Raw genomic sequence first — 15,463 nt, 5'->3', positions numbered from 1 at the left:
GTCTGTAGGAGGTGCGCGAAGGCGTGAGCGATGCAAATCCGCTGCCGCCTCGCCATCTCATCTGTAAGCGCGCGACACCGAGTTTTACGTTTGTGGCCGAGCTGCCTACAGACGTGTGGGACCCGTCCTACTAGCATCCCGACCCACACGGCTGAGCTCCATCCCAAGAAGGCCCTCCAGGGCACGTCGGGCTGCCGTCGACACCGCTGCGTCCATCGCGCGAACCCGGTCGAAAAGGGCCGGCTCGTTCGCTGGGCGGAGCCTTGCCCAACGAACCATGCGGCGCCCCGCGGCGCCGGATCCAGGATGCAACGAAGCGACTTTCCCTCCAGCACGATTCCGGCCGCTCCCGCGCCGCGGACCATGGCCCTGCCGCGCCTCAGCGCGCAATCGGCGGCCATCGCCGCCCTGCTGTGCATCGGCGCCGCCGCGGCCCAGGCACAGACCACGCCCAGCGCCGCAGCGTCGCCCAACCAGTTCCTGCAGACCGGCAATGCGAACGATGCGTACTGGGCCGAGGACAACCGCTGGGGCGCAGGGTCGATCACCGAAGGCTCCGCGTCGACCCAGTTCTCGCAGGGCGTCGGTGTCGGCACCGACGTGGGCAGCAACGGCGAGGTGTCGTTCCGCACCTACTGGCGCTGGCCGAACCCGGCGGGCTCGAACGAAGTGAAGGGCTATCCGTCGATCCTGGTCGGCAAGAAGCCGGGCTACGCGAGCAGCAGCAACTACGTCAACGGCAACCCCGTCAAGCTGCCCAACGGCAGCATCTCGCAGGTGTCGCCCTCCGGTGCCACCCCGGGCACGTTCTTCCCGCTGCAGCTGCCGCTGTCGTCGCTGAAGGCGAAGTTCGCCACCCAGTGGCTGGCGCAGCCGACCGGCCAGGGCCACCTGACGTTCGACATCTGGCTGCAGTCGGCGCCGGGCCAGGACAGCGGCTGGATGGGCTCGTCGATCACGCACGAGATCATGGTTCCGCTGCAGCAGTGGGGCGGCTACGGCGCCTACCCGAATGGCCGCAACCCGACCTGGTACGACCACGACGCCACCATCGGCGGCAAGCTGTACCACGTGTACGCGACCAAGGGCGCCGACGGTGCGTTCCTCTACAACTTCGGCAGCCTGAACGGCACCTACGGCCGCACCGGCTGGAAGATGATCGCGTTCGTGCCGGACGTGCTGCCCGTGGCGCCCGGCGAGATCGACCTCGCCGCGCTGATCAACTACATCACGACCCGCAAGGACGTGAAGGGCAACCCGTGGGCCACCGGCAAGGAATACGTCTCCAGCGTGGAGCTGGGCGTCGAGCAGGTGGTCGGTGCTGGCGACCTGGTGGTGTCGAACTACAAGGTGTGGACCGGTGCCAGCGCACCGACGCCCGCGCCCAGCCCCGCGCCGGTGAGCAGCAGCCCCGCGCCCGCGCCGAGCTCCACGCCGGTCGCGAGCCCCGCGCCCGCACCGGTGAAGGCCCCGGCGCCTGCACCCACGCCGGCACCCGCGCCCACGACGGCCCCTGCGACCGCACCTGTTGCGTCGACCACCTGCGCCCCGGCGCCGGCCTGGAACGGCACGACCCGCTACATGGCCGGGACCCGCGTCACGCGCAACGGCGTCACCTATGTCGCGACGGCGAAGTCCTCGACCGTGTGGAACGTGAACAGCCCGCCGGAGTGGACGCCCACGCTGTGGTCCGTGACGACGGCGTGCAGCTCGACCGCACCGGCAACGTCGACGCCTGCGCCCGCGCCGGCACCGGTTGCCACCGCGCCTGCGCCGACTCCCGCGCCGGCCACCTGCACGGCCCCGGCCTGGAACGGCACCACCCACTACCTGGCCGGCGCCCGCGTGATGCGCAACGGCGTGCTGTACGTCGCGACCGCCGCGTCGAACACGATCTGGAACGAGAACAGCCCGCCGGAGTGGACGCCCAACCTCTGGGCCAAGGCCAACTGCTGATCGCAGTCGCCTGAAGCGGCCGGTCCTTCGAGGGACCGGCAAGAAACAAGCCGCTGTCCGCCCGCGAGGGCGCAGCGGCTTGCCTGCATCCGGGGCAGCCGGACTGGCTACAGATGCTCCAGCATCTCCTTGGTGACCAGCACGACGCCGCTGCTGCTGCGGTGGAAACGTCGTGCATCCTCGGCGGCGCTCTCGCCGATGACCGTTCCGTCGGGCAGTTCGCAGCCGCGATCGATGACCACCTTCGAAAGGCGGCAGCCGCGGCCGATGACGCAGTCCGGCATGATCACCGCCTCTTCGATCTTGCAGCACGAGTGCACGCGCACGTTGGAGAACAGAACCGAGAAGGTCAGGTCCGAGCCCTCGACGATGCAGCCACCCGAGACCATCGTGTTGGCGATCTCGCCGTGGCGGCCGCCCTCGTCGGGCACGAACTTGGCCGGCGGCAACTGCTCCTGGTAGGTCCAGATCGGCCAGTCGCGGTCGTAGATGTTCAGCTCGGGCATGTTGGACGCGAGGTCCAGGTTCGCTGCCCAGAACGCATCCACCGTTCCCACGTCACGCCAGTACGGGTTCTCGCGCGTGGCCTGCGGCACGCTGGACATGCCCAGCGGATGGGCCAGTGCCTGCCCCTCGCGCACGAGCCGCGGGATGATGTCCTTGCCGAAGTCGCGCTGCGACGCCGGATCGCGGAAGTCCTCTTCGAGCAGGCGGTACAGGTACTCGGCATCGAAGACGTAGATGCCCATGCTGCCCAGCGCGCGGTCGGGCTTGCCGGGCATGCCGGGAGGGTCGGCGGGCTTCTCGAGGAACGCGGTGATGCGGCGCTTCTCGTCGATGGCCATCACCCCGAGCGCGGTGGCTTCCATCCGCGGCACCTCGATGCAGCCGACGGTGCACTTGCTGTTGTTCTCGACGTGGTCGAGCAGCATCAGCGAGTAGTCCTGCTTGTAGATGTGGTCGCCGGCCAGCACGAGGATGTACTCGGGCGCGTAGCCCTTGAGGATGTCGATGTTCTGGTAGATCGCATCGGCAGTGCCGCGGTACCAGTCGGCCTCGTTCACGCGCTGCTGGGCCGGCAGCAGGTCGATGAACTCGTTGGCCTCGCCCCGCAGGAAATTCCAGCCGCGCTGCAGGTGGCGCAGCAGCGAGTGCGACTTGTACTGGGTGGCGACGCCGATCCGGCGGATGCCCGAGTTGATGCAGTTGGACAGCGCGAAATCGATGATGCGGAACTTGCCGCCGAAGTACACGGCCGGCTTGGCGCGCCGGTCGGTCAGGTCCTGCAGTCGCGAGCCGCGGCCACCGGCCAGCACCAGCGCCACGGTGCGCTTGGGCAGCTGGCGCGCCAGGCTCAGTTGCTCCGCCGTCCGGGGTTCGGCGCCGGGCACGACGCCGTTGAGGTGGTCGAGAAACGCGCGATCTTCCTTGGCCATGAGGTCGTCCTTGCTGTGTCAGCAAATGTCTCGCAGCGGACTTGTGCCAGCTGTAGGACGAGTCCGCGCACACTTGCGGGTCACGCGACTGCAGGAGTGCATGTGGCTGCCAACCGCAGCAAGCTCGTCGACGGGCTGGCCTTCATTTCCGTTCTTTGCTTCGTCCTCGCGGGGCTGGCCCTGCTGGAGCAGGTGCAATCGCTCGCCAGCGCGGCGGGCTGGGTGGCGCACACGCGCGAGGTGCTGCAGAGCCTCGACCGGGTCACCCTGGACATCCGCGAATCCGAGGCCAGCCAGCGCGGCTACCTGCTCACCGGCCATGCCATGTTCCTGCAGACGTACGAGGCCGCGAGCGACAGCGTGCACCGCGACCTCGATGTCCTGGTCCGCCTCACGCAGGACAACCCCCGGCACCAGGCGACCAGCTCGCGCGAGCAGGAGGACATCGACCAAGCGTATTCGGCCGGCGCCAACTCGTACATCCAGAAGCCGGTGCTGTTCGAGAAGCTCGCGGAACTGAGCGAGCGGCTGCACACCTACTGGCTCCTCACCAACGTGGTCTCGTCGCGGCCGAGGGCCTGACCCGCGATGGCCGCCCTGGAGAACATCCGGATCCTGGTGGTCGACGACTCGCCGGATGACCGGATGCTGGTCATCCGCGAGATCCGCAAGGTGATTCCGGAGGCGCGGATCGACCAGGCCGGCGGCCCGCAGGAATTCGAGGCGTTGCTGCAGTCGCCCGACTGGGACGGGGCGATCACCGATCCGGTATGCCGCCGCCCTCGTCCGGCCGGACGAGAGGCCCGAGGTCCTGCAGAAGGCACGCGAGACCATCGAGCGGCAGAGCGCGCACATGTCGCGCCTGCTCGACGACCTGCTGGACATGAGCCGCATCACGCGCGACGTCATCGAGCTGAAGCGGGCGCCGGTCGACATGGTGCAGGTGGTGCAGGAGGTCGTGGAGAACGCGCGACCCGAGGCCACTGCGCAGCGCCACGTGCTGTCCTTCGAGGCGCGCGGTGAAGCACTGTGGGTGGACGGCGACCTGGCACGGCTGCAGCAGGTGGTGGGCAATCTCCTGAGCAACGCCATCAAGTACACGCCGCCGGGCGGCCGCATCGACGTTCACCTCGACGCACAGGGGGCGGAGGTGGTGCTGGCGGTCGCGGACACGGGCGTGGGCCTCGCGCCCGAGATGCTGCCGCAGCTGTTCCGGCTGTTCTCGCAGCTGCATCGCGGGCTGACCGTGTCCAGTGGCGGACTGGGCATCGGACTTGCCGTCTCCAGGCGGCTGGTGCAACTGCATGGCGGTAGCCTGCAGGCTTCCAGCGCGGGGCTTGGGGAAGGCTCGCAGTTCACGGTGCGCCTGCCCCGGGTGACGCCACCGACCGGCGCAGCACATGCACCCGCAGATGCCGACGATGCGCGGGCGACGCCGCCTGCATCGCGCGTGCTCGTCGTGGACGACAACGAGGATGCCGCCGTCACGCTCGCCGACGTGCTCGCGCGGCAGGGACACGCGACGCGCGTGGCCACCAGCGGCAGGCAGGCGATCGAGATGGCGCGTGCGCTCGTGCCCGACGCCGTGGTGCTGGACATCGGCCTGCCGGACCTGAGCGGGGTCGAGGTGGCCAGGACCTTGCGCGCCGATCCCTCGATGGCCGCCTGCGTGATCATTGCCGTCACGGGCTGGGGCCAGGAAGAGGACCGACGCCGCACGCAGGCGGTCGGCGTCGACCACCATCTCGTCAAGCCCGTCTCACCGGAGATGCTGCTGCGCACCATGGCCCTGGGCCGGCGTCGCTGAGGCCGTTGTCGTAAGCCAATCGGCGTAGGACGGCTCCGGCAGACCGCTGCGCCGTTGTCTTGGTATCGTCGCCGGCTTTGTGTCTGAAGGGCGATCGTGAGAACAAGGGACGGCGGTGCTGCGCCGCAAGAAAGCGCAGGGGGACCGGGCTGGTGACCGGCCAAGGCAAGCCGGCCACGCGCGTGCTGCTGGTCGACGACAACGTCGATGCGCTGCAGACGCTGCACGTGCTGCTGGAGATGCAGGGGTTCGAGGTGCAGTCGTTCGCGACGCCCGACGAGGCCCTCGCACAGGCGTCGATGTTCCAGCCCGAGGTGTGCGTGCTCGATATCGGCCTGCCGGGCATGGACGGCTACGAGCTCGCGAGGCGGCTGCAGGCGTCGGGGCTGCGTGCGCGCTACGTGGCGCTGACCGGCTACGGGCAGGCGTCGGACCGCGAGCGCTCGGCCGCCGCGGGCTTCCACGTGCACCTGACCAAGCCCGTGCAGCTCGACCCGCTGCTCGATGCGCTGAAGCCGCTGGACGCCTGATCGGCGACCGCGCGCGCCTGAGGGACAATCGGCGCATGAAGATCGCCAAGGACACCGTCGTTTCGCTGCAGTACAAGGTCGCCGACCTGCAGGGCCGCCTGCTGGAGCAGAGCAAGGAGCCGCTGCCGTACCTGCATGGCGGCTACGACAACACGCTGCCGAAGATCGAAGCCGCGCTGGACGACCAGGAAGCCGGCTACCAGGTCACGCTGCAGCTCAAGCCCGAGGACGCGTTCGGCGTGCGTGACGAGGCGCTGGTGCGCACCATCCCGAAAAGCGAGTTCCCGCCCGGCGTGAAGGTGGGCGGCCAGCTCGAAGGCACGACGGACGCAGGCACGCCGCACGTGTTTCACGTCATGAAGATCAAGGGCCCCACCGTGCACCTGGACGGCAACCACCCGCTCGCGGGCAAGGAGCTGAAGTTCACGGTGAAGGTGGTGGGCGTGCGTGCAGCGTCGGCCGAGGAGATCGCGCACCGCCACGTGCACGGGGCGGGCGGCCACCACCACTGACGGCTAGTCGCCGGCGTCGCTCACCCAGGCCATGCCCTGGGCCGCGTCGGTGAAGGTGCGAAAGCGAAGGCCGCCTTTCTGGGCGGCCTTCTCGCTCGTGCCCGTGCGATACCGCTCGGGCACCACGGAGGCCACGCGCTCCAGGTGCTGCAGCTGCTGGGCGACGAAGGAGCCGAGCTGCAGGTGCTCGGTGAACGCGAGGTCGATGTCGACCCCCAGCAGGTCGAGCAGCGCGCGCCGCTCGCCGGTGAGGCCGGTGGTGGTGCCCACCAGCGAGGCCATGCCGCACAGGTCGGCGAGCGATGCCCGCCCGGATGCTTCGGCGACGAGCACCCCGGCTTCTCGATGAACGCGGAGCGCGAATGCCATGGCGTGCTGCAGTCTAGTCGAGCAACTCGCGGCCGTGGCATCCATGGGTTCATCCCGAGCCGCAAGGTGTGCGGTTTCCCATAAACTGGACCGGCCGTGTCCGACCCCGACACGGGACGTGAAGCGCGCAGGCCACCCGCCGGCGCGTTTCGCCCGCAACACCTGACGGCGCACCACCCGTGCGCGGAGCGATTGCATGACGCAGCACCAGCCCTTGCGGCTGCACGTGCCGGAGCCTTCTGGGCGGCCCGGCTGTGCCACCGACTTCTCCTATCTCCATGTCTCGCCGGCCGGCGCGGTGCGCAGGCCACCGGTGGACACGCCGCATTTCGACACCGCGGACCTCGCCTACAGCCTGGTCCGCGTGCTTGACCAGGACGGGAAGGCCGTGGGGCCGTGGGCGCCGGAGATCTCCACCGCGCAGCTGCGCAAGGGCCTGCGCTCGATGATGAGGACGCGCATCTTCGACGCCCGCATGCTGATCGTGCAGCGGCAGCGCAAGATCTCCTTCTACATGCAGAGCCTGGGCGAGGAGGCGATCGCGTGCGCGCATGCGGCGGCCATCGCGGCCGGCGACATGTGCTTTCCCACTTACCGCCAGCAGGGCCTGCTGCTCTCGCGCGACGACGTCTCGATGGTGGAGCTGATGTGCCAGCTCATGAGCAACGAGCGCGACCCGATGAAGGGCCGGCAGCTGCCCGTCATGTATTCGTTCAAGCGCGCCGGCTTCTTCTCGATCTCGGGCAACCTCGCCACGCAGTTCATCCAGGCGGTGGGCTGGGCGATGGCTTCCGCGATCAAGGGCGACACGCGCATCGCCTCGGCGTGGATCGGCGACGGGGCCACCGCCGAGAGCGACTTCCACACCGCGCTGACGTTCGCGCACGTCTACCGCGCGCCGGTGATCCTGAACGTGGTGAACAACCAGTGGGCGATCTCCACCTTCCAGGCCATCGCGGGCGGTGAGTCGACCACGTTCGCGGCGCGCGGCGTGGGCTGCGGCATCGCGTCGCTGCGCGTGGACGGGAACGACTTCCTCGCGGTGTACGCGGCGACGCAGTGGGCCGCCGAACGCGCGCGCCAGAACCTGGGGCCGACGCTGATCGAGTGGGTGACGTACCGCGCCGGCGCGCATTCGACGTCCGACGATCCGTCCAAATACCGGCCTGCCGACGACTGGGAGCGGTTCCCGCTGGGCGATCCGATCAACCGCCTGAAGTCGCACCTGATCGGCCTGGGCGCATGGAGCGAGCAGGAGCACGAACAGGTGCGCCTGGAACTCGAGGCCGAGGTGGCCGCGGCCCAGAAGGAAGCCGAATCGCACGGCACGCTGCTGGATGGCCACATCCCGAGCGCCGCGACGATGTTCGAGGACGTGTACGCCGAGATGCCCGCGCACCTGCGCCGGCAACGCCAGGAACTGGGGGTCTGAGCATGCTGACGAAAACCAAGGACGCGCGGGTGGAGAGCTCCGCTGGCGAGACCAAGCCCATGACCATGATCCAGGCGCTGCGCTCGGCGATGGACGTGATGATGGAGCGCGACGACAACGTCGTGGTGTTCGGCCAGGACGTGGGCTACTTCGGGGGCGTGTTCCGCGTCACCGAGGGACTGCAGGCCAAGTACGGCAAGAGCCGCTGCTTCGATGCGCCGATCAGCGAGGGCGGCATCGTCGGTGTCGCCGTCGGCATGGCCGCGTACGGGCTGAAGCCCGTCGCGGAGATCCAGTTCGCCGACTACTTCTATCCGGCGTCGGACCAGATCGTGTCGGAGGCCGCGCGCCTGCGCTACCGCTCGGCCGGCGACTTCACCTGCCCGATGGTGATCCGCATGCCGTGCGGCGGCGGCATCTACGGCGGCCAGACGCACAGTCAGTCGCCCGAGGCGCTGTTCACGCACGTGTGCGGCATCCGCACGGTGATGCCCAGCAACCCCTACGACGCCAAGGGGCTGCTGATCTCGGCGATCGAGTGCGACGACCCGGTGATCTTCCTCGAGCCCAAGCGCCTGTACAACGGGCCGTTCGACGGTCGCCATGACCGGCCTGTGGTGCCGTGGTCCAAGCACGAGAAGGGCAACGTGCCCGAGGGCTACTACCGCGTGCCGCTGGAATCGTCGGCCGTGTTCCGTCCCGGCTCGCAGGTCACGGTGCTCACCTACGGCACGATGGTGTGGGTGGCCGAATGCGCCGCGCAGGAGACCGGCATCGATGCCGAGATCATCGACCTGCGGTCGATCTGGCCGATGGACCTGGAGACGGTCGTCGAGTCGGTGAAGAAGACCGGACGCTGCGTGGTCGTGCACGAAGCGACGAAGACCAGCGGCTTCGGCGCCGAGCTGTCGTCGCTGGTGCAGGAGCACTGCTTCTACCACCTGGAGGCGCCGATCGAACGCGTGACGGGTTGGGACACGCCGTACCCGCATGCGCAGGAGTGGGCGTACTTCCCCGGCCCCGACCGCGTTGGTGCGGCCCTGAAACGTGTGATGGAGGGCTAGAAATGACGATCCCCCACGTTTGCGGCTACGCCGCTGCTCTGCCCCTGAGGGGGCGCATGCCTCCCTAGAGGCGGCTCGTCGGGAGGCATGATGGGCATATATGCAATCAAGATGCCCGACATCGGCGAAGGCATCGCGGAAGTGGAACTCGTGGAGTGGCGCATCAAGCCCGGCGACGAGGTGAAGGAAGACCAGGTCGTCGCCGACGTGATGACCGACAAGGCGACGGTGGAGATTCCGTCGCCCGTGCACGGCAAGGTGCTGGAGTTGGGTGGCCAGCCCGGGCAGTTGATGGTGGTCGGCTCGGAGCTGGTGCGCATCGAGGTGGCGGGCGAGGGGAACGTGAAGGCGGGGGCTGCTGCGCCTGCGAAGGCCGCTGCAGCCGCCACCGTGCCGCCCGACCAGAAGGACGACATCACGGCGGGTTCCGACTCCCTCCCCCTCGAAGGAAGGGCGGGTGAGGCGCGCGGCAATTCATCGAGCAGCAGGCCGAAACAAGCACCCGAGCGTCCCCACCCCAGCGCTCCCCCGGAAGGCGAGGGGGCAAGACCGCCGGCCGTCACGCCAGCCCCGCGCCGCGCTCCCGGCGACAAGCCGATCGCCTCGCCTGCCGTGCGCCGCCGCGCCTGGGAGCTGGGCATCGAGCTGCAGTTCGTGCACGGCAGCGGCCCTGCCGGCCGCATCGAGCATGCGGACCTGGATGTCTATCTCGCCTCGCGCGGGCAGCCCGCCATGGCCACTGCGCCGCGGCTGCGCGAGCGGCAGGGCGAGGAGGCGATTCCCGTCATCGGCCTGCGCCGCAAGATCGCGCAGAAGATGCAGGAGGCCAAGCGCCGCATCCCGCACTTCAGCTACGTCGAGGAGATCGACGTCACCGAGCTCGAGGCCCTTCGCACGAAGCTCAATGAACGCCACGGCGCCACGCGTGGCAAGCTCACGGTGCTGCCCTTCATCGCCCGTGCGGTGGTGCTGGCGGTCGAGGAGTTCCCGCAGATGAACGCCCGCTTCGACGACGACGCCGGCGTGGTCACGCGCCACCAGCCCGTGCACCTGGGCATCGCCACGCAGACCGAGGGCGGCCTGATGGTGCCCGTGCTGCGGCACGCCGAGGCGATGGACCCATGGGCCTGCGCGCGCGAGATCGCGCGGCTGGCGGAAGCGGCGCGCACGGGCAAGGCCGGCCGCGACGAGCTCTCCGGCTCCACCATCACCATCAGCAGCCTGGGCCCGCTGGGCGGCATCGTGACGACGCCGGTCATCAACCATCCCGAGGTGGCCATCATCGGCGTCAACCGCATCGTCGAACGCCCCGTGTTCCAGGGTGATGCGGTGGTGCGCCGCTCGCTGATGAACCTGTCGTCCTCGTTCGACCACCGCGTGGTCGACGGCATGGACGCCGCGCGCTTCATCCAGGCCATCCGCGCGCTGATCGAGACGCCGGCGCTGCTGTTCGTGGAGTGAAGCCGCGATGAAGACGAAGACGACGACGCTGCTGGTCATCGGCGGCGGGCCGGGTGGCTACGTCGCGGCGATCCGCGCGGGGCAGCTCGGTGTTCCCACGGTGCTGGTGGAGGGCGACCGCCTCGGCGGCACCTGCCTCAACATCGGCTGCATCCCCTCGAAGGCGCTGATCCACGTCGCCGACGAATTCGCGCGCGCCTGCCATTTCAGCAACGGCAATGCGCTGGGCATCCATGTGGAGAAGCCCGCGATCGACCTCGCGCAGGCCCAGGCCTGGAAGGACGGCGTCGTCGGCAAGCTCACCGGCGGCGTCGGCGCGCTGCTGCGCAAGAACGGCGTGCAGGTGGTCAAGGGCTGGGCGCGCATCGTCGACGGCAAGACGGTGGAGGTGGCCGTGCAGGAGGGCGAGCCGCTGCGCATCCAGTGCGAGCACCTGCTGCTGGCGACGGGTTCGGTGCCGGTGTCGCTGCCGCACCTCCCGATCGGTGGCAACGTGGTGTCGTCGACGGAGGCGCTGGCGCTCACGCACAAGCCGAAGCATCTGGTGGTGGTCGGCGCCGGCTACATCGGGCTGGAGCTGGGCATCGCCTGGCGCAAGCTGGGTGCCGAGGTCGCGGTGGTCGAGGCCGCGGCCACCGTGCTGCCGACCTATGACGAGGAGCTCACGAAACCGGTGCTCGCGTCGCTGCGCAAGCTGGGCATCACGCTGCACCTGAACACCAAGGCCGAGGGGCTGACCGACAGTGGCGGCCTGCGCGTGCGCAGCAGCAATGCCGATGAATTCGTGCTGCCAGCCGACAAGGTGCTGGTGGCCGTGGGCCGGGTGCCGCGAACCGCGGGCTTCGGCCTCGAGTCGCTGCAGCTGGACATGGCGGGCCGCGCGGTGAAGGTCGACGAGCAGTGCCGCACCTCGATGCGCAACGTCTGGGCCATCGGCGACCTGGCCGGCGAGCCCATGCTGGCGCACCGCGCGATGGCGCAGGGCGAGATGGTCGCGGAGATCGTCGCCGGGAAGAAGCGCCGCTTCGCGCCGCTGGCCATCCCGGCCGTGTGCTTCACGGATCCGGAGCTGGTGGTGGCCGGCCTGTCACCGGCCGAGGCCGAAGCCAGGGGCATCGAGGTCACGGTGGCTTCGTTCCCGTTCGGCGCCAATGGGCGTGCGCTGAGCATGGAAGGCGGCGAAGGGTTCGTGCGCGTGGTCGCACGGCGCGAGACGCAGCAGGTGCTCGGCTGGCAGGCCGTGGGGAAGGGCGTGTCCGAGCTGTCGGCGGCGTTCTGCTACGCCATCGAGATGGGCGCGCGGCTGGAGGACGTGGGCAGCATCATCCACGCGCATCCGACCCTGGGCGAGGCGGTGCAGGAGACCGCCCTCCGGGCGCTGGGGCACGCGCTGCACATCTGACGTGCCCCCCGAGGACGCGCTGCCTCAGTGCGGCACGTCCCCACCCGCCGCGGCCGGCGCACTGCGCGCACGCCGGATCAGCAGCAGCAGCGGGATCGCCAGCAGCGTGATGGCCATCATGATCCAGAAGTCGTTGACATAGGCGATCAGCGCCGCCTGCCGCGTGACCTCCGCGTTCAGCACCGCGAGCCCGCCGGGCGTCGACGGGTCCAACCCCGGGGCAGGTTCACCAGGCCCTGGTTGCCGGGCGCCACCAGCGATGCGAGCTGCGCGTGCGCCTGCGCCTCCCCGCGCGTGAGCAGGGCCTGCACGATGGAGATCCCGACGCTGCCGCCGATGTTGCGCACCAGGCTGTAGATCGGCGTGCCCTCGTTGCGCAGCCGCGGCGCGAGCGTGGCGAACGCGGCCGTCGACAGTGGCACGAAGGTGAAGCCGATCCCCACGCCCTGGATGAAGCCGGACACGATGACCAGGTGGCTGTCCATGTCCAGCGTGATGTGCGTCATCTGCCACAGCGCCACCGCGGTGAGGGTGAAGCCGGTGGCCATGATCAGGCGCAGGTCCACGCGCTGCACGAGCCGGCCCACCGCGATCATCGCCAGCATCGTGCCGATGCCGCGCGGCGCGGTCACCATGCCGGTGTAGACCACCGGATAGCCCATGAGGCCCTGCAGGAAGGTCGGCAGCAGCGCCATCGTGCCGTACAGCACCATGCCGACGATGAACCCGAACGCCGAGCCGGTGACGAAGTTGCGGTCCTTCAGCAGGTCGCGGTTCAGGAACGACTGCCCCTGCACCGTCGCGGTGTGCACCGCGAAGAAGGCGAAGGCGACCAGCGCTCCCGCGACCTCGAGCCGGATCTCCCACGAGTCGAACCAGTCCAGCAGCTCGCCGCGGTCCAGGAACATCTGCAGCATGCCGATGCCCAGGCTGAGCGTGACAAGTCCGAACATGTCCAGGCTGCCCGCGCGCGGCTTGTTCTCGGGCAGGAAACGCGCGATCCCCCAGAGCGCGAAGGCGCCCACCGGCACGTTGATGAAGAACACCCAGCGCCAGTCGAAGTTCTCGGTGAGCCAGCCGCCGAGCATGGGGCCCAGGATCGGGCCGACCATGATGCCCGCGCCCCAGATCGCCATGGCCTGGCCGACCTTCTGCGGCGGGTTGATGTCCAGCAGCACGGCCTGCGACAGCGGAACCAGGGCCGCGCCGAACACGCCCTGCAGCAGGCGCGCCGCGACGATGCCGCCCAGCGAACCGGCCAGCCCGCACAGGGCCGAGGCGACGGTGAAGCCGATCACCGAGACGATGAAGACCTTGCGCCGTCCCCACAGCGAGCACATCCAGCCGGTCAGCGGCAGCGTGATGGCCGAGGCCACGATGTACGAGGTGAGCACCCAGGTGATCTGGTCCTGCGACGCCTGCAGGCTGCCCTGCATGTGCGGCAGCGCGACGTTGGCGATGGTGGTGTCCAGCGCCTGCATGATGGTCGCGAGCATGATCGACACGGTGATCATTCCGCGGTGCTTCTGCACCTCGGGCGACAGGCCGTGCGGGATGGCTGCGGCGTCGCTCATGCCTTGACTCCTTCCGAAACGACGCCCAGCAGGCGCTCGCGGGCACGTCCGAGCAGCGCCAGCAACTGCTTGCGTTCGGCGGCGCTGAAGTCCTTCAGCACGGTCCCGGTCAGTTCGTCCCCGATGGCCAGCGCCTGCTGCAGCGCCTTGCGTGCCTTGGGCAGCATGTGCAGGTGGTTCACCCGGCGGTCATCGGGATGCGCGCGGCGCTCGATCCACCCTGCGGCAGCCATCCGGTCGCTGAGCGCCGCCACCGCCATCGGCGTCACGCCCACCTTCTGCGCCAGCTCCGCCTGCGAGACCGGCGCGTCCCCGTGCATGGCAAGCACGGCCAGCAGCCGGACCTGGGCCTGGGTCAATCCCAGCTGCTCGTTGGCGCGGCGGTCGAACTGCTGCGAATAGAGGCGGCCCAGCTCGTTCACGAGGAAGCCGAACCGGTGCGCGAGGTCCGTGGTCATATGGGCATTGATTATAAATGCCTTGATGATTCGGGCGCAGACGTCCCGACCGGGCTCGCGGCGTGCCGCTCAGGACCGCTTGATGGGAAAGGCTCGCGCCTCAGCGAGTGCCGGGGGACGGACTGGGCGTCGGGAAGAGCGAGCGATGGCGCAGCGGCTGTGGCGCCGAGTCCAGCACCACCCAGTCCTGCTGGCGGGCTTCGCGCCGCGCCAGCCTGCGTTCGGTGCGGGAGATCACGGCCTCCATGGCTTCCAGCTCGGTCGGGTACGGCCCGGCCGCCACCTTGCGCAACGTGGGCCCCGGTTCCCACACCGAGGTCGGCTCGCCGATGCAGACCTTGGCGTAGGCGTAGTGGCCGTCGGCCGTCTGCACCGTGTAGCAGGCGAGGAAGAAACCGAACACGGGACCGGCGATGTGCTCCACGCGGCCGAGCTTACGGACAGCGGCTGAGCATCCCGATCAGCCAAAAGGCGGACTTGGGGAATACCCGCGGAGTCCGGGGATCAGGCTGCCGCGCCCAGGTGCTCGCAGGCGGTCACCAGACAGCGCTGCAGCGCGTTCTCCTCCTGGCGCAGCTTGTCGCAACCGGTCGTGCACCGGTGCAGGTCCACGCGCAGGGCCGCGTCCTGGTCCTGCGCAGGACCCACGTCGCCGGCCCAGTCGGCCCGGTCCGCGGCTTCCAGCATGCGCAGCACCGCCGCCTCCCAGGCCGAATGCCGGGGCTGCAGCACGTCGACCACTTCCTGCACCAGCGCCTTGCGCAAGGTGAGCACGTGCTCCGCCAGCACGCAGGCTTCCTCGATGGCGCGGCCCGCGGAGTGCAGGCTGCGGATGCGGGCGCCGAGCGCGTCGGCCTTGGCGGCCAGTGAGCGCAGCTTCTCCAGCGCGGCCTGGTCGCCCTCGGCCGGCCGGCGCTGGCGCAGGTCCACCCAGCAGTCGGCGAGCCACTGGTCAGCGTGGGCAAGGACTTCGCGCAGGCGCTGCTGGTCCATGCGCAACTCGATGGTTGCACGACGCACGGCCTGGTCGTTGGCTTCGAGCCAGGTCCCCACGTCGATGGCCAGTTGTGCGATCCGCCGCGCGCCGCGCGCCGCGCCCTGCCACGCCGTGCGGAACTCCGAGGGATCGCTCCCGGGCTGCAGCACCACGTCGTAATCGAGTTCGGTGACGGCGGCGTCCGTCTGCCGCAGGGCATCGGCCAGCTTGCCGGCGCCGCGGTCGTAGACGAGCGATCCGAGCTCCCTGGACACCTTCAGCAGGCAGCCGGTGTGCGGCGGCACCATCTTGTGCAGCAACTGCTCCAGCCACGACATGAGAACGCCCGCGGGCTGGCGCTGCATCGCCTGGGGCTCGGGGGCCCCGACGTACACGGCACTCGGAGAGTCGGCAGGCATCCGGGCACTGTAGCAGGATGAGCCAGCGAGCCCATCCGTGCCTCGCGGCGCCACGCGCGGCCGTCGG

General features: G+C 69.5%; 14 protein-coding genes and 1 pseudogene. 9 read left to right on the top strand and 6 right to left on the bottom strand.

Going from position 1 to position 15,463, the window contains the following annotated elements; translation table 11 throughout:
- Positions 1 to 306 precede the first annotated feature (306 nt).
- Positions 307 to 1,956, top strand: a complete 1,650-nt coding sequence (locus ACPWT1_RS20825; RefSeq protein WP_427913032.1) for a hypothetical protein — start codon at positions 307 to 309, stop codon at positions 1,954 to 1,956.
- 107 nt (positions 1,957 to 2,063) lie between these two features.
- Here the strand turns inward: ACPWT1_RS20825 and glgC are convergent, their stop codons facing one another.
- Positions 2,064 to 3,392 carry a glucose-1-phosphate adenylyltransferase gene (gene glgC, locus ACPWT1_RS20820; RefSeq protein WP_427913031.1) on the bottom strand — a complete coding sequence of 443 codons (1,329 nt, stop codon included), beginning with the start codon at positions 3,390 to 3,392 and terminating at the stop codon, positions 2,064 to 2,066.
- Between the two features lie 102 nt (positions 3,393 to 3,494).
- Between glgC and ACPWT1_RS20815 the strand changes: the two genes are divergently transcribed.
- The 4 genes from ACPWT1_RS20815 to ACPWT1_RS20800 all read left to right on the top strand — a co-directional run bounded on the left by ACPWT1_RS20815 (position 3,495) and on the right by ACPWT1_RS20800 (position 6,241).
- A complete protein-coding gene (locus ACPWT1_RS20815) occupies positions 3,495 to 3,974 on the top strand; it encodes a CHASE3 domain-containing protein (protein ID WP_427913030.1) in 480 nt (159 codons plus the stop codon).
- Positions 3,975 to 4,245: 271 nt separating this feature from the next.
- Positions 4,246 to 5,199 carry a hybrid sensor histidine kinase/response regulator gene (locus ACPWT1_RS20810; protein WP_427913029.1) on the top strand — a complete coding sequence of 318 codons (954 nt, stop codon included), beginning with the start codon at positions 4,246 to 4,248 and terminating at the stop codon, positions 5,197 to 5,199.
- Positions 5,200 to 5,351: 152 nt separating this feature from the next.
- On the top strand, positions 5,352 to 5,729 hold the full coding sequence (locus ACPWT1_RS20805) for a response regulator (protein ID WP_427913028.1): 378 nt from the start codon (positions 5,352 to 5,354) through the stop codon (positions 5,727 to 5,729).
- 35 nt (positions 5,730 to 5,764) lie between these two features.
- Entirely contained in the window at positions 5,765 to 6,241 is a 477-nt protein-coding gene (locus ACPWT1_RS20800; protein WP_427913027.1) for an FKBP-type peptidyl-prolyl cis-trans isomerase, read from the top strand.
- A gap of 3 nt (positions 6,242 to 6,244) precedes the next feature.
- Here the strand turns inward: ACPWT1_RS20800 and ACPWT1_RS20795 are convergent, their stop codons facing one another.
- Positions 6,245 to 6,610 carry a hypothetical protein gene (locus ACPWT1_RS20795; RefSeq protein ID WP_427913026.1) on the bottom strand — a complete coding sequence of 122 codons (366 nt, stop codon included), beginning with the start codon at positions 6,608 to 6,610 and terminating at the stop codon, positions 6,245 to 6,247.
- Between the two features lie 196 nt (positions 6,611 to 6,806).
- Between ACPWT1_RS20795 and ACPWT1_RS20790 the strand changes: the two genes are divergently transcribed.
- From ACPWT1_RS20790 to lpdA, 4 genes are all read left to right on the top strand, one after another.
- On the top strand, positions 6,807 to 8,042 hold the full coding sequence (locus tag ACPWT1_RS20790) for a 3-methyl-2-oxobutanoate dehydrogenase (2-methylpropanoyl-transferring) subunit alpha (RefSeq protein ID WP_427913025.1): 1,236 nt from the start codon (positions 6,807 to 6,809) through the stop codon (positions 8,040 to 8,042).
- 2 nt (positions 8,043 to 8,044) lie between these two features.
- Entirely contained in the window at positions 8,045 to 9,106 is a 1,062-nt protein-coding gene (locus ACPWT1_RS20785; protein ID WP_427913024.1) for an alpha-ketoacid dehydrogenase subunit beta, read from the top strand.
- A gap of 90 nt (positions 9,107 to 9,196) precedes the next feature.
- Complete coding sequence (locus ACPWT1_RS20780) at positions 9,197 to 10,567, top strand: dihydrolipoamide acetyltransferase family protein (protein WP_427913023.1); 1,371 nt, start codon at positions 9,197 to 9,199, stop codon at positions 10,565 to 10,567.
- 7 nt (positions 10,568 to 10,574) lie between these two features.
- A complete protein-coding gene (gene lpdA / locus ACPWT1_RS20775; protein ID WP_427913022.1) occupies positions 10,575 to 11,969 on the top strand; it encodes a dihydrolipoyl dehydrogenase in 1,395 nt (464 codons plus the stop codon).
- 24 nt (positions 11,970 to 11,993) lie between these two features.
- Here the strand turns inward: lpdA and ACPWT1_RS20770 are convergent.
- From ACPWT1_RS20770 to ACPWT1_RS20755, 4 genes and pseudogenes are all read right to left on the bottom strand, one after another.
- A pseudogene (locus tag ACPWT1_RS20770) lies at positions 11,994 to 13,543 on the bottom strand (DHA2 family efflux MFS transporter permease subunit).
- Positions 13,540 to 14,001: a MarR family winged helix-turn-helix transcriptional regulator gene (locus ACPWT1_RS20765; protein WP_427913021.1), complete on the bottom strand. Its 462-nt coding sequence runs from the start codon at positions 13,999 to 14,001 to the stop codon at positions 13,540 to 13,542. Before ACPWT1_RS20765 ends, ACPWT1_RS20770 begins: the two are co-directional and overlap by 4 nt.
- Positions 14,002 to 14,101: 100 nt before the next feature.
- Positions 14,102 to 14,425, bottom strand: coding sequence for a hypothetical protein (locus ACPWT1_RS20760; protein WP_427913020.1), 324 nt, complete (start codon positions 14,423 to 14,425; stop codon positions 14,102 to 14,104).
- Positions 14,426 to 14,505: 80 nt separating this feature from the next.
- A complete protein-coding gene (locus ACPWT1_RS20755; protein ID WP_427913019.1) occupies positions 14,506 to 15,396 on the bottom strand; it encodes a hypothetical protein in 891 nt (296 codons plus the stop codon).
- Positions 15,397 to 15,463 lie beyond the last annotated feature (67 nt).

Origin of the sequence: Ramlibacter sp. MMS24-I3-19 (assembly GCF_050320135.1) — a bacterium.
In the GTDB taxonomy this organism is placed as follows: domain Bacteria; phylum Pseudomonadota; class Gammaproteobacteria; order Burkholderiales; family Burkholderiaceae_C; genus Ramlibacter.
Note: the sequence above shows the minus strand (reverse complement) of the source record. Positions and strands in the feature narration are given on the sequence as shown.